The organism is Brevibacillus laterosporus DSM 25 (assembly GCF_002706795.1).
Lineage (GTDB): Bacteria > Bacillota > Bacilli > Brevibacillales > Brevibacillaceae > Brevibacillus_B > Brevibacillus_B laterosporus.
In genome coordinates, this window is the sequence record NZ_CP017705.1 from 1,433,031 (window position 1) to 1,452,842 (window position 19,812).

Genomic DNA, 19,812 nt, shown 5'->3' on the forward strand with positions numbered 1-19,812 from the left:
AGTGAGAGAGGATATACATTATTTACTAGAACACAAAAAAACATCCCCTGATTTCTCAAGGGATGCTACCCATTAAAACATCCGATACCCTTTTTTACGTAAGATTTGAATCGTCCAGCCACTAGCAAAAGTACCAACGATTCCGGCATACAACACAAGATAATCCCAAATAGATGGTGGCGTATCTTTTACAATGAGGGAAATTACTACATAACCAATTAGTCCAATGGTAAGCGCAAAAGGAAGCCATGTCGTTTTTAACAGCATATTTAAAATAAAGCCGATGCCAAAGCCTAAAATACTAAATAACACAACAGAGATGATAAGTGTTATTGGGTTTAATGCCATAAACATAACAGGAGATACCTCCGAATTTGGTTTATATTCTGACTTTAGTGTATCCAAAAGTGCTTTAACGGTCAATTAAACAACTTCCTAAAGAAAATGTTTATCAAATTTCTGGCTTCACTAGGTTCGAAAAAGGCTTTCAGTAGTAGCAAAGCAAAGGATGTCCCTACTCGCACCCCAATGAAAAAAGTAGCCCTGCATCCTAAGATGTCGTGGGCTACTTCAGGATTTTCCATTCAATTTCCATCAATACTCTCTTCCATTCTACCTATTATTTTACTCTCTAATATTCTTATGATCGGATTGGTTCTAATTGCTTATACAGTTCAATATTCATTCCATTGCCTTTACAGCTTGGACAATTCTCCGTTCCACCAACTGCTACATGAAAGTATCCCTCGCCTTTACAATATGGACATGCTTCTTCCGTATGTTTCCTCATTGTTCCTCTCTCCATTTCGTTTTCTTTTATTTTCTGATAATTTAGTTTTTAAAATGATAACAGCATTTCTGAGGGATTTCCACCTTTATTTTCTTGCAAAAAGAATCAAAAAACCTGATGTAAGCGGAACCATCAGGTTTTTTCTGATTATTTCAGAGCTTATTTCCATCAATCTCGACATCTTGTACATCTATCTAGGTAAAAATCTTATAACTTGAATAATCAAATATAGGATTAGGCTCATATGTTTTTCCTACTAGATAGGATGACATGGTGGGAACATGAGGCAAGATAATCTGAATATACTCTGTCGCAAGTGGGTCTATAAGCAAGTCATTAATGGGCATAAAAGTAGCGATCTCGATCTCACCTGCTTGAGGCTGTGGCTCACCTTCAACGTAATCCATCAGAAATACAATCATGTTATCACTAATTTCCTCACGAATAACGCCAGTACGCAAGGCTGCAACTTGACGTACACGTGCAACTATACCTGTCTCTTCCAACACTTCTCGCACTGCCGCTTCATCCACTGTTTCCCCTGGGTCTACAAAACCAGCAGGAAAAGACCATTTCCCCTTTAATCCACCATATGTTTTCTTCACAACTAAAACTTCATCACCTTTAATTACGATACCACCAGCTGCAATCCATACCTTAGATTCTCTCATTGCATCCTCCTATCTACTCCCTTGTTCTAGTATACGCTATCATTCCAACACAAAAACCCTCCTATCTCTTTCTAACTACAAAGAGATAGGAGGGCTTGCCGTCCTCATTATTACGAGCTATGGTTATTCTTCCTCATGAATATCCAATAAACCATGGTCAATCATGTACCGCAGATTCTCCTGATCACGCTCTCGACCTTTTTCTTTTAAACGTTCAATGGCGGGCATTATCAGATGATCCACTTCGCTTTGAATGTGGTAGGACAAATCATAACGTTCCTGTTGCTCCAGATATGCCCCGACGTCCATAAGCGCATTATATCGGTCTAACTCTTCGCGTGTAAGAAGTCCTCTTACCTGTACACTAGCATGGCGCATTCGCTACTCTCCTAGAGACGAATTTTTTTCAAGATCATTCCAATACCGCCGATTTTGTAAAGGTAACGAACGTCACTACCCTTTTTCATCAATGCGGCAGACAATCCGAATAGTTTTTTCTTATTAAAGATGATACCCATTCCCTCACCTTTACCAAGAGAAGCAAGAGTACCTTGTAAATTTGGTACGAAAGGTACCATCGCTAGTTTTTCACCACGAACCAAAGCTTTCAAGTTGCGGGATACGTTCTCGCCCTCTTGAATAGAAATTTGAGCTGTTGGTGGATATGGACGACCTTCAGCATTGAATACCAATGCGCAGTCTCCGATGACAAATACGTTCTCATAACCAGGAGCACGCATGAATTCATCTACTTTAACACGTCCACGCATTACTTCAAAACCGGATTTTTCAACAACGGAATTCCCACGAACCCCACCTGTCCAAATAACGGTTTTAGACTTAATCTCTTCGCCTGTAGCTAAAATAACACCGTCTGGCGTGCATTGTTTAATAGGTGTATTGATCTTGAATTCAACACCTTTGCTACTCAATAGATTCATTGCATAGTCTACTAGATCCTTATCAAATCCAGGCAATGCACTTGGAGCTGCTTCAATGCTATATACTTTCACCAAAGATGGGTCAATGTTGTACTCACGGCAAAGCTCAGGGATACGGTTTACCAATTCACCTGAGAATTCAATTCCTGTGAACCCTGCTCCACCAACCACAAACGTCAAATAGTCTGTACGTTCTGGTTCGCTATTATAAGAAGCAAACATATATTCAATGTGTTCTTTAATCTTTTGGACTGCATTGATGCTACGGATTGTAAGTGCATTTTCTTTAAGACCTTCAATACCAAATGTTTCTGGGTCACTACCTAGACTAATAACCAGATAGTCGTATTCTAGTTCCGTTCCATCTTCAAGCGTTACTTTTTGTTGTTCACCAGAAATGTTTGCAACCGTACCTTTGATCACATTTACTTTATTTTTATCAATGATTTCATTTAGGAAAATTTGAGCTCGACTAGCTGGCATTGTACCTGCTGCTGGCTCATGAAGCCATGTTGTTAAATAGTGATAATCATGCTTGCTGACTAAAGTCACTTCTGCTTCATTATGATTTAGTTTTTTTTGCAATTCACAAGCGGTAGTAACGCCGCCATAGCCTGCCCCCAGAATTAGAATCTTTGGTGTACTCATGGGTAAACTCCTTCCATCTCTCATTACGATTTTTTCTAAATCATCTTGCATCATGTGTTTTTTTTCACGATAAAAGATAGTATCTATACTGTTCCCTGCATCATAAGAAAATAATAGCAATAGTGGTTATCTCAAAAAATTACAGTGAAAATTAAGCATGTCACAGTGAAAAAGATCAAATATCTGTGAAAAAATGCACATATTTCACTAACACAAACTAATAATAGAGACATTTTTCGAGCTTTGCAAGTGGTTTTTGACACAAAATTGCCGAATTTTGCTCTAAAATGTTGTTGAATCATACTTTCTCTTTTTTTTCAGGTGTTTCGCTGTATATAATAGGAAGTGGCTTAGCATTTTTATAGTGAATATGGAGGTGTATGGGACTTTGAGTTCATTAAAACGAGATGAGCAGGTATACGATCTAACAATTATTGGTGGGGGTCCCGCTGGTTTGTTTACGGCTTTTTACGGCGGTATGCGTCAAGCGAGCGTGAAAATCATCGAAAGCATGCCACAATTAGGTGGACAATTAAGCGCGCTATATCCTGAAAAGTATATTTATGATGTAGCTGGATTTCCAAAAGTGCGCGCACAAGAATTGGTAGATGGACTAAAAAAACAAATCTCTCATTTTAACCCTACCATTTGCTTAGAAGAAAAGGTTGAAGATGTAGCAAAGCAAGCAGATGGAAGCTTAGAAATTACTACAGACAAAGGGGTGCATTACTCAAAAGCTATTATTATTACAGCAGGAGTTGGTGCGTTTGAACCTCGACGTCTGGAGCATCCCGACTCCATGAGCTTTGAAAAAACAAACCTACATTATTTTGTTACTGATTTGAATGCCTTTAAAGATAAACGTGTTGTCCTATTTGGTGGTGGAGATTCCGCTGTCGATTGGGCAATGATGCTGGAGCCGATTGCGAAAGAAGTACATATCGTTCATCGTCGCGATAAATTCCGTGCACATGAGCATAGTGTAGAGAACATGATGGCTTCTCGGGTGAACGTACTAACTCCTTATGAGCTTTCCTCCATCCAATCCGACCAAGGAAGAATTACTAGCCTTACGATTGAACATAGCACAAGCAAAGAGCTAACTGAGATCGAAGTGGATGATGTGATTGTGAACTTCGGCTTCATTTCATCTTTAGGACCCATTAAAAATTGGGGAATTCAACTAGAGAAAAACTCCATTGTTGTAAACTCCAAAATGGAGACTAGTGTTCCTGGCATTTATGCGGCAGGCGATATTGCTACGTACCCGGGCAAAGTAAAACTGATTGCAGTTGGTTTTGGAGAAGCTCCTACGGCTGTTAACAATGCGATTGCCTATATCAATCCTAATGCCAAGCTTCAACCTGGACACTCCTCCAGTATGAATTTGTAAACAGATTCAAAAACCGCTTATCGATATAGACAGAACATTGTTAATTCACAAACTTTTATCCCCTTCCCTTTATTGAGAAGGGGTTTTTTTGTATAACGTTTCGCAAGCTCGCACACTCTATTTCTAGGAGGTGCGTTATGAACAACTCCATTTGTCCGATTTGCAATGGATTCCAGGAATTATTAGAACGCTGTCCCAACTGCCGTAGCTATTTTCAAGACAAAGGGAAACTATCCGATTATCAAGGGGATTACAGTCCGTATGTCTCCATTGACGATAGTAAAAAATCAAACGGATATGCTGATTTCATTCCCCAGCTCTGTTTACATATATGTAGTTGTACAGAGTGTGGATGCTCGAAAATAGTACCCGTGCAGGAGCAGAGCATAACTTCGGTTCACTTGGATTAGGCACACTCATTTGAGTTTGTGCCTTTTTTTATTATCGTCTTATTCTTTTACTTCTTTTTTACCTTCCATTTCGAGTAAAATAAGAAAGGAACAGCATGTAGAAGCTTTTTGTAAACGTCTTATCTGGTTTCATGAAAATTAGTAACAAATTCTTTTTTACTAAATGAAACTTCTCTCGTCTCCAGACGTAATACAGAGTATAAGCGCTGAAATGCTAGGGCCTCTGGGGCCTAACCCAATATGTTGCTACTAACAAGGAGGAATGCTTTGTGTCATTCTTTAAACGTTTACGTGATTTAACTATGTCTAACTTGTATGCTCTAATTGAAAAAGCGGAAGACCCAATTAAAATGACTGACCAATATCTACGTGATATGCAGCAGGATTTAGAGGATGCTGAGAAAGCTGTAGCTGCTCAAATCGCTCTTGAGAAAAAATTCAAGTTGCTTTATGAAGAACAAGAAGCATTGGTTCAAAAGCGTGAAGAGCAAGCACACATTGCCGCTCAAGCTCAAAACATTGATCTTGCTCGTCGTGCATTAGAAGAGAAGAAATCAGCTACTGTAAAAATGGAAGAATACAAAGCGAGCTATGCAAAAAATAAAGAAGCCGCTGACAACTTACGCTTAAAGTTAGAAGAAATGCGTAAACAAGTAGTTGAATTGAAAAACAAACGTGAAACACTAGTAGCTCGTGTGAATGCAGCAAACGCTCAAAAAAATATCAACAAGAGCATGGCTGGATTTAACAGTGATACAGCAATGGCTGGTCTCAAACGTATGGAAGATCGTGCACTCCAACTAGAAGCTGAAGCTGAGGCAAGTGGCGAAATTTACAAAAAGCAAACCTCGCTAGATGATGAATTTGCTCAATTGCATAAAGATAAAGCAGTAGAAGATGAACTAGCTGCGCTACTAAAAAAATACGGGGGGTAAGCCGCTTTATGCGGTCCCCCTTTCTTTTTTCTGTTACTTATTCCACGTTTTTTCACTGGATATTAGGCGCATCATGCGTCAAAATGATAAAGGAGGTTTAGAATGCTCGGAGACATGAATATTTTACGAATGATCGTCTGGACTGCCTCAGGCGCTCTCTTGCTATGCCTCTTGATGTGGATCGTACCCTATTCACAAAATATAAGGACATGGAAGAGATTAAGCGAGGAAATGTAGCCGTTTCAACTCGCTTTATTATGAAATTGCTTGCTCAAGGCTATATACTATCGCAATCATTATCTATATCTAACGATTTAATTCAGGGACTACTCGTTTCTGTCGTATCTTTTGTGTTATTATTTGTTCTCGAAAAAATCGTTCAATTTGGTGTATACCAGATAGCAGGTCTTGACTTAAATAAAGGAACACAGGAAGGAAAAGTAGCCCATGCGCTCTTTTCTGGCTCACTCCATATTACCGGTGCCTTTATCATTGCCGCTTGCCTACTGTAGGAGGAATTGCAAATGAGTTTTTTTCAACGTGTCAAAAATATCCTAAAAAAGCCTGAGACTCCCCTTGTTGAAAAAAGTATCTTAACTGTGGGACCAGGCGATATTGTGGAAGTCTCGTTCGTTACCTACCAAGTTGTAGGACGTACTCGCAATCCGAAACGAAACGCAATTATGTTAACCTTACAGGATGGGAACACCCTACGTTATCTGAAAATTGAAGAACGTGAGAAAACCAATTATGAATTGTATACTCCAATTGATGGTCGACTCGACTCTCCTGATGAGGTTCCAACTATTATTGAATTAGATGATATTGAATACCATTTAGAAGAGCAATATGATGGGAAAATGACCGCACAAGGAAAAACACCATTTTCTACGGATGGTGAGCAATATGTCTGGGAATTCCAATCCGACAATCGCAAGCTGCTTCGTATCGAATGGCAAGACGGACGCTTTATGTTGTATGAAGGAGAATTTATCATCCCCGCTGATGTGAAAGTACTCCGGGGAGTGTAGGGGGGAGGCCTCATGTGGCAAGCATTGTCAAAATTCTTAAAGACAACCCTCGTCCTCTCTCTGGTCGCCGGGCTTTTAACTGGTTGCGCCGATCAGTCGGTAGGGTCATCCTATCCACTAGAGAAGATTACGAAAAACGGGGCCGAATCATCGCGCATTTATCGCGCGACGGACAAAACGGTTCCTGAGGTTGCCAAGGAGCTGGCTGAAAAGCGCCAGCCTAAGGAAATTTCTAAAGAAGATCTAGACCACATGTTTCTTATCTACTCCGATGAATGGTATCATCTACAAAAAGATGAAGCCAAGCCAAGCGATACCTTAATTGAAGTAGATAGTAAGGAATTCGTTCAAAAAAATTATAATATGTCTTTCCTAGAAGGATACTTCCTTGCCTCCGTATTAGGTGATCTGTTTGATTCCATAAAATACAAAGGTCAAGGAAACTATCGTGGTTATTCTAGTCGGGATATCTATAAATCAGGGACAGATTACCATACTCCCTCAAAAGAAGAGAAAAAGACATTTGCTCCTATTACTACAGAAGGCAAGGGCTCTATCCTACGCCGCTCTTCTGATAATAGTGGAAAATCGTCTTCCTCTGACGATAGTATTTTTAAGAAATCTGACGCTGACACAACTAAATCTAAGGGTAAAATCACTAGAGATTCTAAAAGTGACAGCGGAGGTAGTTCATGGTTTGGTGGCTCTTCGTCTTCCAAAAAGGACTCCTCCATGTTTGACCGTCCACGTACCAATTCTCCTCCAAAGGTTAAAAAGGGGTTTGGAAGTATTAAACGGCGCCGATGATTTTTCCGAGTATACAATAGTTATGTACAGCTTAAAAGGACCCAAAGAGAAACCTTCTCTTGGGTCCTTTTGTTATTCATCCGGTAATCCCCTGTAACGCCCAGTACGCAATTCTTTTTTATAAGCAGCTAGTTCAGCATCTGGCAGCCCCTCATCAATCGCCACTTGAATAGCTATTTCTACATCATAAGGAACACGCACGATTGACATAGAGAAACTGCTTGGTTGTTGCTTATGTAATTCACCCTCCAATACCATATAAGAAGGTTGTGTCATATCCAGAGGATTTCCAACACTTCCGACATTGCATAACGACTTTGCTTTTAATCCTTGGATAAATGCATGATGTACATCTCCATAGATCACCACATCAGGTGTATGTTCCCCATTTCCTGTTGCTTCTGTATTCTCGAACATAGCTAGACGCTCTTCCAATGGTGAGGTGAACCGAACACGATGGAAGACACTATCTGCGGAAGCGTGAAACAAACGAATCAATCTGCCACCCATCCAAAAATCATAGGAAAAAGGCAGGGTATTCAGATAACGAATGCGATCTTCTCCTAAACGACGTTGTTGCCAAAGAAACGCTTCATCCTCTGTAGGATTTCCAATGAAGTCATCCCAGTTGCCACGCACTGTAACCGAACACTTTTCTTTAATCATGTCGACTGCTTTTTCTGGTTCAGGTCCTTTTCCAGCCAAATCTCCTAAGCAATAAATCTCTTGAATTCCACGCTTCTCTATGTCTTTTAGCACCGCTTCCAATGCTGGTATGTTTCCATGAATATCAGAGATTACGGCTATCCTTTCCACGTCTTCTCCTCCCTCTTTCATTCAATTAACCACTTACTTGTTCCATTCTTTTGTGTAGCTAAAAATAAAGAGAAGCCTCTCGCTCATGTATGAATTCCCCTACACAAGGCAAGAAGGCCTTCTCTCTGATTGCGGAGCTTGCTTGTTAGTTCAAAGCGCTTACTCGCATTTTTCAGCTTTTCCCTCGTAATCACGCGTACGGAATGAAGCACCACATCCACAAGAAGCAACAGCATTCGGATTCTCCATAGTAAATCCGCCGCCCATCATGGATTCCTTATAATCAATTACGAGTCCTTCAATATATTTATAGCTCTCGGCATCAACCGCTACTTTAAAGCCCTCATAGGTAAAAATCTGATCGCCCTCGTTCGTTGATTCATCCGTTCCCATGCCATATGAAAACCCGCTACATCCGCCTTCTCTCACGCCAACACGCAACAAGATATTAGGATTATTCTCCGCTTCCAGCAATTCACGAATTTTAGCGCTTGCTTGAGGTGTGAAGTTGATCATGCCATTCCCTCCTCGATCAACAATTATAAAATGCTGTTTGTTTATTATAAAACAGCTTCCTTTAAGTATACAAAGAATTATATAAGGCAACAAGGTAACGATGCACTTCCATTAGTAAGAATTTTCGAAAATGAAAACAAAATAAAAAAGACGACGCCTATAATACGCCGTCCTCGAAGTGTATAGTGTAAAACCTCAAGCGAAATGGGTTCGATTCTCAAATATATGAAGGTGAAAAGGCTTTTCATTGTAGAAGGTTACTTCTTTTTCCATTTGTAAAAGCTGGTTGTGTAACAAATCAATCTCCCGGCTACAACGTAATACCTCTGGGTGATGTAATCCATATTTAGTCCCAATTTCTACCATCTGTTGGCGAAGGAGTTCCATTTTTTCGAGTAATTGTTCCCGCATTTTCTCTCCCCCTCATGTAGCTATATTTCACATTTTACTTTAGAATAAAACCCTCTGCAAACAAAAGTCACTATTTGTTCTGTATATTTTGTACAATTTTGTGTGTTCTTGTCAAGTTTATAACTTGTCACAGTAAAAACTTAGAAGGTTGTTGCATTTATCAAAGAAGCTTATAATAGAGATACTTTAATTTATGGAACGATTATTGGATTGCGTATTATATAACTATTCAGGAGTTGAAAATATGTCTTTGCTAACAATAGCTACGCAAGATAAAACGCTAGCGTCGATTGCTGAAAAAGTCATAAATCGAGAGCGTCTTACCATAGAAGATGGTCTGGCTCTTTACGAATCAGACGACGTTTTTAGTATTGCTCAACTTGCTAATTTGGTGAATGAGCGTATAAATGGAAATAAAGTTTACTTTGTTCAAAATATGTACATTAATCCAACCAATGTTTGTGAAGCTAAATGCCGCTTTTGTGGTTTCCGCCGCGATCAGGATCAAGACGGCGCTTACACGATGAGTTCAGAAGAATTACTTCACTATGTAGGAACTCGTTTTAACGATGGCCTTCGTGAGTTCCACATCGTTGGTGGTCATAACCACCATGTTCCTTTTGAATACTATGTCGAGACACTTCGCACCTTAAAGAAGGCATATCCGGATGTAGCTCTCAAAGCTTATACCGGAGCCGAAATCGAATTTTTTAGTCGTATCGCTGGAATCAGCATGACAGAAGTGCTAAAAGAATTGATGAATGCAGGTCTTGAGAGTTTGACAGGTGGCGGAGCCGAAATATTAACCGAACGCTATCGCCTTAAAATGAGTCCTGATAAAGCAAGCACAGACGATTGGTTACTTGCACATCGCACAGCACATGGACTTGGTATGCAAACTCCTTGTACAATGCTATACGGCTCCATTGAGTCTAAAGAAGAGCGTTTAATTCATATGTCACGTATCCGAGAATTACAGGATGAGACAAATGGTTTCCAGGTTTTCATCCCTTTAGCGGTCCAACCAATGAAAGCTACAGCAGGTATTAGACGCCGTACTTCTGCGATGGACGATCTCAAGACGATTGCGATTAGCCGTCTCATGGTAGATAATGTAGATCATATTAAAGCCTACTTTATTAATATCGGTACACAATTAACTCAGCTAGCCTTGCGTGCCGGTGCCTCTGACGCTCACGGTACCCTAGTAGAAGAACGTATCAGCCATGCTGCCGGTGCTTTATCTGACCAAGGGATTACCAAGGAAGACCTAATCTGGTTAATTAAAGGTGCAGGTAAAGTTGCTGTTGAACGAGACACACACTATAACGTGATTAAAGAGTACTAATAAAAAAGAACGCTTGATTGAAGTTGACCACTCTGTGGGCTTCTCAACAAGCGTTCTTCTTTTTAATTGACATCCATCGCCCTATTATTGCCATTCTTGGACAAATTCCTGTATTTTTTCTTTAATTAATGTCAAAAGTGAATCTGTCGTTTCCGCTGTAATGAAATCTCCATTAACCAATGCAAAGGGCTGCATATAGCATTCGCCACAATGTCCTAAACAGCCATATTCCACCACATCCACATCCAAATCAGGATCATTTTCTAACGCTTCCATGACTGGTTTGGTATAGGAAATGACATTACTTGAACAAAATTCCACTAAAGCTTTCATGGGTCCCTCCTATTCAAAAATTATTGCAGTTATGTGAATATTGGAACTCGACCTAAACAGACGGTAGAGTTATAATGATTGGGGACGACTTCAAATTATATCATTTTCCTTATTCGTTTAAAAGTTTCTGTTGCACTTCCATTAACTAAAATGGAACCGTTTTAAATATGGCATAGAAAGGATAAGACTTCCTATGAGACGACTAGTTATCTTAGGTGGTGGCTATGGGGGCCTACGCATCATCGAACACATACTTACCCCTGATTTGCCTACAGACGTTACGGTAACGCTAGTAGATCGAATGCCTTTCCACGGATTAAAAACCGAATACTACGCGTTAGCAGCCGGAACGGAACCAGAAAGCAAAGTGCGAGTGGCCTTTCCAAGCGACCCACGCTTACAGATTAAACACGGAGAAGTTATTGACATCAACCTAACTGAGCGCTTGATCCATTTTGAAAATGAAGAAGAATTAGAATACGATTGGCTCATTCTTGGATTGGGCTGTGAGGATCGTTATCATAATATTCCAGGAGCCGATCTACACACACATTCCATTCAAACATTGGGCTCTACTCGTCGCGCTTATGCAGCGATCAATAATATTAACCCATACGGTTCAGTTACCGTTGTCGGTGGTGGTTTAAGCGGTGTGGAAATTGCTGCTGAATTACGGGAAAGCCGTCCGGATCTGACCATTCGATTAATGGATCGTGGACCAAGCATTTTAAGCCCTTTCCCAAAAAAATTACAGGATTATGCTTCCGAATGGTTTATTAAAAATGAGGTTGAACTTATTAATATGGCCAATGTAACCTGTGTTGAGGATGGTGTTGTTTATAACAACAATCAACCTATGGAAAGCAATGTTATTGTCTGGACAGCAGGTATTCAAGCCAATCGCATCGTACGCAATCTTCCTATCGACCATGATAATAGCGGACGAGCAATCCTCAATCCTTATCACCAAATTCCCGACTATACCAATGTATACGTTGTAGGCGATAGCGCGAGCTTGCCATATGCCCCAAGCGCTCAGCTTGCTGAGATGCAGGGAGAACAAATCGCCATGGTATTAAAACGTGAAATGAAGGGCGAAGGTTATCCTACTGTAATGCCCGATATTAAACTAAAAGGAACATTAGGCTCTCTCGGCAAAAAAGAAGGATTTGGCGTAATGGGCAAAATGTCGCTTGTGGGTCAAATGCCGCGCGTGATGAAAAGCGGTGTCCTTTGGATGTATAAAAACCACTTAGGTTAACTTCACAAAATGAATTTTGGATATACGACCGTTCTGATTTTTTAAAAGAGCGGTTGTTTGTCTTTCCGCATCTTTAAAGTCCATTATATAATATCAAAATATTTATACTATTACATTAGATTAAATCGTCAAATTGTATCTTGGAGGAGTAAAAAAGAAAACCCGGATAATACAAATTCACCGGGTTTTTGGCCTTTACCAATATATGCATTCGTTATTTACTAACAGTCTCCAATAAACTAGCGAAATCATTTGTATGTAGCGGCGGACTAAAGTAAAATCCCTGCATCTCATAGCAGTTCTTTTCCGTCAAGAAACTCTTCTGCTCTTCTGTCTCTACCCCTTCAGCAATTACATTCAGTTTTAAACTCCTAGCTAACGCAATGATATAAGAAACAATCTCTGCATCATCAGGATCAACTGTAATGTCACGAATAAAGGAACGATCTATTTTAAGAGTATCAACTGGAAATTTTTTCAGGTAGCTAAGCGAGGAGTATCCAGTCCCAAAATCATCAATAGATAAATGAATGCCTAAATCCTTAAGCTCATGCAAGGTAGTAATTGCCGTCTCTACCTTATGCATAGTGACACCCTCCGTAATCTCCACCTCTAAATATTGGGGCGCAAGACCGGTATCTTGCAAAACTTTGGCTATAGTTGCAACGAGGTTACGCTGTTGGAACTCAACTGGAGAAATATTGACAGCTACTCGTACTGGCTTTAATCCGGCTTGTTGCCATTTCTTATTTTGAATACATGCTGCTTTTAGAACATATTCATCCAACGTGACAATGAAGCCCATCTCTTCAGCTAACGGAATAAAATCACCTGGTGAGATCAGTCCTAACTTAGGATGCTCCCATCGCACCAGTGCCTCCATCCCAATTAGTTCCCCTGAGCTTAAATCATAACGAGGCTGGTATTGTAAAAAAAGTTCATTACGATCAATTGCATAGCGTAAATCCTGCATGAGAGTCAGCTTCTGGAAAGCACTCTTCGTCATAGCTGGCGTATACAATTGATAGATGTTCCCGCCCTTTTCTTTCGATCGATATAAAGCTGCCTTGGCATTTTTCACTAATTCTAGCTGTGTGGTTCCGTCATTTGGATACAAGCTAATACCAATACTACAAGTCATAGTTAAATCCTGGCCTTCCATCTCGAAGGGTAGTGCGATCTTGTTTAGCAACTCTTGTGAAAGATGAGCTACATCCTGAAGACTAGATATATCCGGGAAGATGAATTGGAACTCATCTCCTACCAAGCGACAAACAGTATCACCCTCACGCATATGATCAGCCAAACGAGCGGCGACTAATTGCAGTAGCTGATCTCCTGCGGCATGCCCCAATGTATCATTAAATACCTTAAAACAATCCAAATCTAAAATGACCACAGCTAGCATACTTTCTGTACGCTTTGCTTGAGAAATAGCCAAGAGTAGACGATCATCAAACAATACCCGATTTGGCAGCCCTGTCAACGAATCATAAAATAGCTGTTGGCTCATCATTTCTTCGTGTTTTTTGCGATCTGTCATATCTTTAAAAATCCAAATTCTTCCATAATAATGTTGCTGAGATGAATCAATCGGTCCCGAATAGACCTCGTAGACTCGTCCATCATGGAAACTAATCTCCACTGTGTCAGATTGTAGCTTGTTCACTTGAGTAAGATCAAAAAGTACAGTCGCCTGATGATTATTTTTAATTTGTGACAACATGTACATTAGCCAATGATTAGCATTATTTTGTTGCTCCACATTTTCAAGTATCTTCCACATTTCTTTGCATTTTCGATTGTAATGCACGATTTGATCCCATTCATTTACAATTAGCATACCATCCATCATCGATTCATGTGTAGCTCGCAAAATGGCATTATTTTTAATGAGTTGCTCTTCCGCCAATTTGCGTTCTAACTCAGCAGAAGCTCTGGACGCAAATAAATGTAACATGGAATCAATCATTCCTGGATTTTTGATTGGTTTGCGACTCATAACGGCAAGAATTCCCATCGGACTGCCATTAGAATCATTTAAAAGATGTCCCATCTGGGCTTCCACTTTAAAGAAACGAAGAGATTGATCGAGCGGATATGCTTGTTGTATACCTTCCAGGACACAGCTTTTTCCAGCTCTAATCACCTCTTCAGTAGGAGTATGAGCAATATCGTACTCGACGTTCTCTAAATAAGCTTGCTTATCACTTATGGATATCGTAACTGCACGACCTGGTTTATCCTTATGTAGTACTGCAATAAATGCATAATCTAATTCCAAGACATCTATCAATGTGCGACTCAGATAGTGAAAAAACTCTTCCCCCATCTTGTTGGTAATCCCTTGAGTCACTACGTGTAACATTTCTTCTACTTGTTTTTGTTCAGTCACATCGGTCAAAAAACCAACTATTTCTGTCACTTTTTGATTGATCGTATCACAATTCTGAATGATTACTGGTTTCATATGTCCATGATACAGCCTGTTATCAAGTGAAATATGAAAATCAACTGTATCCTGTAAAAAGGCACGCTCCACATGACTTTTCATTATTTTTACCATGTCAGGTAGCATTACATCTTCTAAGGGGCCCTCTTTCATGCCTACTCCAAACCTCTTAGTAAGTGCCCCCTCAAATAACGTAACGGTAATTTGGCTATCTTCTCGTTTTTCAAAGGAAAACAGGACGTGAGGCAGAATCGATAAACTGGTTTTAAACTTTTGATCATACCGTTTCTTTTTCTGTTCCGCACGTTTTGACTGCGTAATATCTAACACTGTGCCGACAATCTCGGTCACCGTATCGCCTTCCAAAAGGGGGGAGATTTGCGTAATATAAAAGCGTTTGTTCTGCTCAAATTCATACCATACACAACAACCAGAGAATGCTTCTTCAAATTTTTGCTGAACAAAGGGAGCCATATCAGGATGAAAAATTTCGGTAATGGTTTTACCCTCTACATCCTTTGTCGTAACTCCTAGATCCTCTGCAATTGTGCCTTCCGAAAAGGTTAGAACAAAAGAGCCATTCTCTTGTCGTTTACCTGCAAAAATTTGATTTTGTAAGGTTTCAAAGATTCTTTTATGTTGCTGTGTTAGTTCCTGTAGCTTTTTTTCCATTTGAGCTATACTTTTTTGTAAATTAGCAATTTGACTCTCCTGCTCTCCAATGGTGCGAAGACGCTCGGTGTTCTTCAATTGTTGCGGGGAATAATAATCTCTGTCAGACATGAGCTACCTCCTACCCTTACACCTTTTCCTACGAATGTGGATGTAATCAATCCACCCAAATACTCCTCATTACCATTCAATCTATCTGTTTTATCTAGAGTAGACTTACTCTATACACTCTGAAGGCTAGTAAAGATCGCATCAATAGCACTTTGATATTCGACTTTTTTCGTATTAATTCCTGCCTTGGTTTTAAAAAAACGGGTTTTTCTTCCTATATATTTATAAGTAAATTATATATTTCGGACCAAATATATATTCTATAATAATGTTCCTTCTAAAAATATTTTTATCTTTATAATCGTTTATCTAGTAGGCAGGTTTGTGCTACCTATGTCATCATAACAATCCAAAAAAGCTACAGATTCCACTCACTGTTTCACAATAAGTAGACTCCCGTAGCTATCTTTAGCTAATTATTCATCTCGTCGTAATTCTAGCCTTCTTAAAGTTCGTTATTACCCTAGTGTACGTAATTCCTTCCTTATCATTTCTAAGAATTGTTTTTCTGAGTCTCAGCAAGCCACATGGCATAAGCTAGGGGATTTCGGACTGCCTTCGTATATAATTTGGCTTTTCCCATCCCTAAAAAGATATCACGCCCCGGTTTTGGATTAACCTCAATTAACCAAATTTGACCAGATGTATCTATCCCGATATCTAAACCAAATTCCAACATTCGGCCATACTTTTCCTCTAATTTCTGAACGGTATAATAAGCTAGTTCATGACATTCATGTAAAATCCTTTTACTTTTGACTTCACCAAATCTGTTGTTCATGAAAATGGTAAAGTCAGTAGCCCTACCACCGTTATGCAAGTTAGAGGTAGCACTGTTCAATACTCCAACCCTTACTCCTAACCCAGTAATACTCCATTTTCCTTGTTGATCTTTTTGAATTAATAAGCGTGTATCACTTGGTCTGTCGGGTAGCAATTCTAAATCAAGACCTTGTTGAACCATAAAATGACCATTTCGAATCAGTTCCTGATCTACCCAAAGATTGACCCGTTGGACCATAGCATCCCTAGATGTGACTTGCCATGTTTTATGCTGAAGATTCTTATTCCGCCCAATCAGCAAAAAGCCACCTTTTATCTTTGAAATTTTGAGAACACTACGTCCACCTGTACCGTTGCCTGGCTTTACATAAACAATCGGAAAATCCTCTATATAAGCCTGTAAGGCTTTTTCTGAATAAAATTCAGTTCGTGGCATCCATTTCCTCATGGTTTTGTCTGTCCATAAATATTCTGTTATATTCCATTTATTAGAAAAAACACTATTTGCATACAAAAAATGTTTTTTACGCCGAAAGGATAAGTATCCTGGTTGCCTAGTTCGGCAACGATCTATGACTACTTCTGGCCATCTAAACCACTTGCTCCTCCAGCCTCCTTGTTTATCTGGTACATACCCTCTGACTCGCCGTTGCTTGACGAATACATCACGATGCGAAAATAAAAATACCGATGCCCCTAGCTCCTTCCCCTGATTGATCAAATTCCGAAAGTATTTTGGTTCTTTAAACGTCGTTCCTTCTCTCCATGTTAAGATCCCTATCAGCTTTCTGTTAGCCATTCTCATCATCCTTTTTCAACCTTGGTATCATCAGATTATGAATAGACCAACACTCAAGTGATTCCAAACGTAACATGATTGTCCAAGCAACAAAGAAAAATGCAATACTAAAAAACCTACTCTTTTCCCTCATTAGACGGGCAAGGTAGGTTTCCTGTTCTACTATTTCTTTTGTTATATCTTTAACGCTTAGGAAAGATGTAAATCTCCGTATAGGTGTCAAAATACTGTAGGTCAAATATTGCCGTTTCTGTTTTCCAATGGGCAGAGTACGAAGAAGGAGCACCTATCTCTTTACGTTGTTCGCCCTCTCCTAAAAGACTGGATATCTGTTTGATTAGATCATGCATCTTTGTATTCTTTTCATACGTTAATGTAATTTGCATTACTTTGTTATTGTTTATAATATATTGAGCTCTCGCCGGTTCATTCCATTGAAACCACGTTTCCTTGTATTCAATAGCAGATAGGAATTTTCCGTCTGCATTATAACCGTATTCCTTTTTGCCTTCACCTTTTTCCGCAAATAATTGCTCTATTGTCATACCAATCACTTTACTAGGGTTACTTGGCATTATATCTTTATCTTTATCCCATTGTTTCTCCATACCCGTCTGTTTCACAGTAGATGAAGTTTGGCTTGTAGGTTGAGACTTCTCCTGTTGCTCTAGCTTTGGAGCCCCATTGGGTATTTCGTTCGAAACTTCTAATTTTGTCTCTTCTGCACCAACATTCGATAGTATCGAGGGATTTGTTAACGTCGAATCACTACATCCGGTGACAAGTAAAAGGCCAAGGGTTAAAAGCCCCATCCATTTATGGTTTTTCATTCATCATCTTCTCTTTCTGTTATGATTGCACCTTTATCATAACGGTTACCCTGCGGTGAAGTCTTTACAAAAAGGTTACACCTTATTTTTTCCATTTTCTAAACGCGTTCGATTGGTTGAACACCTGCTTTTTCTAAAGCTTCATACACCTGTTTTAACTTTGGATTTCCTTCTCCGACAATTTCCCCGGAAATTACGACAAGTGGATACCACAAATCTTCTTCTTCGATACGTTTAGCCCATAAACGATCTACTTCTGTCGTGGGATGTAAAAAATCACAGTAACGTACGACAAATTGCTCTTGTACAAACTTTTTTCCAGCAGCTGCTTCTAGCCAAGCTGCCGTTTCTTTGGCTGAAGGTAGATTCACACAGCTTGCGCATAGTTGCTCCGTTCCATATACCAAAATTTCTACTTTCATTTGAATCCCTCCGCTTCCCTATTTGTCTTCATTATATTGTTTTTGGTTTACAACCGTCTATGTCGATTGAACATTCTAATCTTTCTCAAAAAATAACATTTCGATGTTCATAAAAGAATAGACGACAGATGTAATAGATAGCTTCTTGTATTCATCTGATTGATTTAGAGTATCTCTAACAGGTAAAATACATGCATCTATCCAAACTAAGAAAGCTGTATATGCTAAAGAAGCCAACCCAACATTTTTCGCTGTTTGGGTTGGCTTCTTTGATTTCCACACTTACAAATATGGATTTTTATGATAAAGCTTGTTCCAGATCTTCCATTAAATCCTCTACATCCTCAATACCTACAGAAATACGGAGTAATCCATCTGTTATCCCTAGCTCTGCACGTCGTTCAGCAGGGATCGAAGCATGCGTCATGCGAGCAGGTAATCCGATCAAGCTTTCTACTGCCCCTAAAGATTCAGCTAGAGTGAAATATTTCAATTTAGATAGGACTTCTTCTGCCCGGCTATCGCTACCCACATCAAAAGAAATCATACCACCAAAACCACGTGCTTGTTTTTTCATCTGCTCATGTCCTGGATGGGAAGCAAGACCTGGATAAAGCACACGGCTGATCGAAGCTTGTTCTTGTAACCAGTGAGCCAATTGATTAGCGTTCTTCTCATGTTCCTCCATACGGATTCCCAAAGTCTTAGCTCCACGTAACAACAACCATGAATCCTGAGGACCTAAAATAGCCCCAATAGCATTTTGCTGGAAGTGCAGTTGTTCGCCAAGCTCAGCTTCTTTAGTAACAACGATACCAGCTACCACGTCACTATGCCCGCCTAAATATTTAGTTGCGCTATGGAAAACAATATCGGCACCTAAGTCTAATGGATTCTGCCAATAAGGAGTCATAAACGTATTATCTACTACAAGTAGAACTCCTTTCGATTTCGCAATCGCAGCTACCGCTCTTACATCTGATACGTTTAGCAATGGGTTTGTAGGTGTTTCCATAATAATCATTCGAGTATTTGGACGTAATGCTTTTTCAACAGCAGCAAGATCAGTCGTATCTACATAAGTAGCTTCCAAGCCCAATTTAGAGAATACGCGAGTAATAACGCGATAAGTACCACCGTAGACATCATCTCCCACAACCAGATGATCACCTTGACTGCATAAGGATAAAATGGTGGATAGAGCTGCCATCCCCGAACCAAACGCTAATCCTCGGGCCCCACCTTCTATATCAGCCATGTAGGTTTCTAATGCATGGCGTGTCGGATTACCTGTACGAGAATATTCATAGCCTTTATGAACGCCAATTCCTTCTTGTTTATAGGTACTCACCTGATAAATCGGTGTAGATACTGCTCCTGTATGAATATCCCCCTCAATACCACCGTGAATTAATCGAGTTTTCATTTTCAT

The 19,812-nt window shown here is 39.7% G+C and carries 21 protein-coding genes and 1 pseudogene; 8 read left to right on the forward strand and 14 right to left on the reverse strand.

What is annotated here, in order from left to right; genetic code table 11:
* Nucleotides 1-72: 72 nt before the first annotated feature.
* The 5 genes from BrL25_RS06940 to BrL25_RS06955 all read right to left on the reverse strand — a co-directional run bounded on the left by BrL25_RS06940 (nucleotide 73) and on the right by BrL25_RS06955 (nucleotide 3,050).
* Nucleotides 73-423, reverse strand: coding sequence for a YuiB family protein (locus tag BrL25_RS06940; protein ID WP_018673476.1), 351 nt, complete (start codon nucleotides 421-423; stop codon nucleotides 73-75).
* Nucleotides 424-640: 217 nt separating this feature from the next.
* Nucleotides 641-790 (reverse strand): YuiA family protein, encoded by a 150-nt coding sequence (locus BrL25_RS25140; protein WP_018673475.1) that lies wholly within the window; start codon nucleotides 788-790, stop codon nucleotides 641-643.
* A 194-nt stretch (nucleotides 791-984) separates the two neighbouring features.
* The gene (locus BrL25_RS06945; protein WP_018673474.1) at nucleotides 985-1,461 is read right to left on the reverse strand and encodes an NUDIX domain-containing protein; all 477 of its coding nucleotides are present in this window, start codon (nucleotides 1,459-1,461) and stop codon (nucleotides 985-987) included.
* Nucleotides 1,462-1,584: 123 nt separating this feature from the next.
* Nucleotides 1,585-1,839 (reverse strand): hypothetical protein, encoded by a 255-nt coding sequence (locus tag BrL25_RS06950; protein WP_018673473.1) that lies wholly within the window; start codon nucleotides 1,837-1,839, stop codon nucleotides 1,585-1,587.
* Between the two features lie 11 nt (nucleotides 1,840-1,850).
* Nucleotides 1,851-3,050, reverse strand: coding sequence for an NAD(P)/FAD-dependent oxidoreductase (locus BrL25_RS06955; RefSeq protein WP_026315313.1), 1,200 nt, complete (start codon nucleotides 3,048-3,050; stop codon nucleotides 1,851-1,853).
* Nucleotides 3,051-3,420: 370 nt separating this feature from the next.
* Between BrL25_RS06955 and BrL25_RS06960 the strand changes: the two genes are divergently transcribed.
* The 6 genes and pseudogenes from BrL25_RS06960 (at nucleotide 3,421) to BrL25_RS06980 (ending at nucleotide 7,626) form a co-directional block, all read left to right on the forward strand.
* Nucleotides 3,421-4,443, forward strand: coding sequence for an NAD(P)/FAD-dependent oxidoreductase (locus BrL25_RS06960; protein WP_051088612.1), 1,023 nt, complete (start codon nucleotides 3,421-3,423; stop codon nucleotides 4,441-4,443).
* Between the two features lie 137 nt (nucleotides 4,444-4,580).
* A complete protein-coding gene (locus BrL25_RS24715) occupies nucleotides 4,581-4,853 on the forward strand; it encodes a hypothetical protein (RefSeq protein WP_140575608.1) in 273 nt (90 codons plus the stop codon).
* Nucleotides 4,854-5,122: 269 nt separating this feature from the next.
* Nucleotides 5,123-5,788 (forward strand): PspA/IM30 family protein, encoded by a 666-nt coding sequence (locus BrL25_RS06965; RefSeq protein ID WP_018673470.1) that lies wholly within the window; start codon nucleotides 5,123-5,125, stop codon nucleotides 5,786-5,788.
* 102 nt (nucleotides 5,789-5,890) lie between these two features.
* Nucleotides 5,891-6,300 (forward strand): annotated as a pseudogene (locus tag BrL25_RS06970) (DUF350 domain-containing protein).
* A gap of 12 nt (nucleotides 6,301-6,312) precedes the next feature.
* Nucleotides 6,313-6,819, forward strand: coding sequence for a DUF4178 domain-containing protein (locus tag BrL25_RS06975; RefSeq protein WP_018673468.1), 507 nt, complete (start codon nucleotides 6,313-6,315; stop codon nucleotides 6,817-6,819).
* Between the two features lie 12 nt (nucleotides 6,820-6,831).
* On the forward strand, nucleotides 6,832-7,626 hold the full coding sequence (locus BrL25_RS06980) for a DUF4247 domain-containing protein (RefSeq protein WP_018673467.1): 795 nt from the start codon (nucleotides 6,832-6,834) through the stop codon (nucleotides 7,624-7,626).
* A gap of 72 nt (nucleotides 7,627-7,698) precedes the next feature.
* Here the strand turns inward: BrL25_RS06980 and BrL25_RS06985 are convergent, their stop codons facing one another.
* The 3 genes from BrL25_RS06985 to BrL25_RS06995 all read right to left on the reverse strand — a co-directional run bounded on the left by BrL25_RS06985 (nucleotide 7,699) and on the right by BrL25_RS06995 (nucleotide 9,369).
* Nucleotides 7,699-8,442, reverse strand: a complete 744-nt coding sequence (locus BrL25_RS06985) for a metallophosphoesterase family protein (protein WP_026315312.1) — start codon at nucleotides 8,440-8,442, stop codon at nucleotides 7,699-7,701.
* A gap of 159 nt (nucleotides 8,443-8,601) precedes the next feature.
* Nucleotides 8,602-8,958, reverse strand: coding sequence for a HesB/IscA family protein (locus tag BrL25_RS06990; RefSeq protein WP_018673465.1), 357 nt, complete (start codon nucleotides 8,956-8,958; stop codon nucleotides 8,602-8,604).
* A 195-nt stretch (nucleotides 8,959-9,153) separates the two neighbouring features.
* Complete coding sequence (locus tag BrL25_RS06995) at nucleotides 9,154-9,369, reverse strand: aspartyl-phosphate phosphatase Spo0E family protein (protein WP_018673464.1); 216 nt, start codon at nucleotides 9,367-9,369, stop codon at nucleotides 9,154-9,156.
* 244 nt (nucleotides 9,370-9,613) lie between these two features.
* On the opposite strand from BrL25_RS06995, the gene mqnE reads away from it, so the two are divergent.
* Complete coding sequence (gene mqnE, locus BrL25_RS07000; RefSeq protein ID WP_018673463.1) at nucleotides 9,614-10,717, forward strand: aminofutalosine synthase MqnE; 1,104 nt, start codon at nucleotides 9,614-9,616, stop codon at nucleotides 10,715-10,717.
* Nucleotides 10,718-10,801: 84 nt separating this feature from the next.
* Here mqnE and BrL25_RS07005 read toward each other — a convergent pair whose 3' ends face one another.
* Nucleotides 10,802-11,050: a YuzB family protein gene (locus tag BrL25_RS07005; protein ID WP_018673462.1), complete on the reverse strand. Its 249-nt coding sequence runs from the start codon at nucleotides 11,048-11,050 to the stop codon at nucleotides 10,802-10,804.
* A 193-nt stretch (nucleotides 11,051-11,243) separates the two neighbouring features.
* On the opposite strand from BrL25_RS07005, the gene BrL25_RS07010 reads away from it, so the two are divergent.
* Complete coding sequence (locus tag BrL25_RS07010) at nucleotides 11,244-12,311, forward strand: NAD(P)/FAD-dependent oxidoreductase (RefSeq protein WP_018673461.1); 1,068 nt, start codon at nucleotides 11,244-11,246, stop codon at nucleotides 12,309-12,311.
* Nucleotides 12,312-12,525: 214 nt separating this feature from the next.
* Here BrL25_RS07010 and BrL25_RS07015 read toward each other — a convergent pair whose 3' ends face one another.
* From BrL25_RS07015 to BrL25_RS07040, 5 genes are all read right to left on the reverse strand, one after another.
* A complete protein-coding gene (locus BrL25_RS07015; RefSeq protein WP_018673460.1) occupies nucleotides 12,526-15,546 on the reverse strand; it encodes a sensor domain-containing protein in 3,021 nt (1,006 codons plus the stop codon).
* A 493-nt stretch (nucleotides 15,547-16,039) separates the two neighbouring features.
* Complete coding sequence (locus tag BrL25_RS07020) at nucleotides 16,040-17,128, reverse strand: YheC/YheD family endospore coat-associated protein (RefSeq protein ID WP_018673459.1); 1,089 nt, start codon at nucleotides 17,126-17,128, stop codon at nucleotides 16,040-16,042.
* Nucleotides 17,129-17,310: 182 nt separating this feature from the next.
* Nucleotides 17,311-17,958, reverse strand: a complete 648-nt coding sequence (locus BrL25_RS07025; protein ID WP_018673458.1) for a hypothetical protein — start codon at nucleotides 17,956-17,958, stop codon at nucleotides 17,311-17,313.
* 98 nt (nucleotides 17,959-18,056) lie between these two features.
* Nucleotides 18,057-18,380, reverse strand: a complete 324-nt coding sequence (locus BrL25_RS07030; protein ID WP_018673457.1) for a YuzD family protein — start codon at nucleotides 18,378-18,380, stop codon at nucleotides 18,057-18,059.
* Nucleotides 18,381-18,678: 298 nt separating this feature from the next.
* Nucleotides 18,679-19,812, reverse strand: a complete 1,134-nt coding sequence (locus BrL25_RS07040) for a bifunctional cystathionine gamma-lyase/homocysteine desulfhydrase (protein ID WP_018673455.1) — start codon at nucleotides 19,810-19,812, stop codon at nucleotides 18,679-18,681.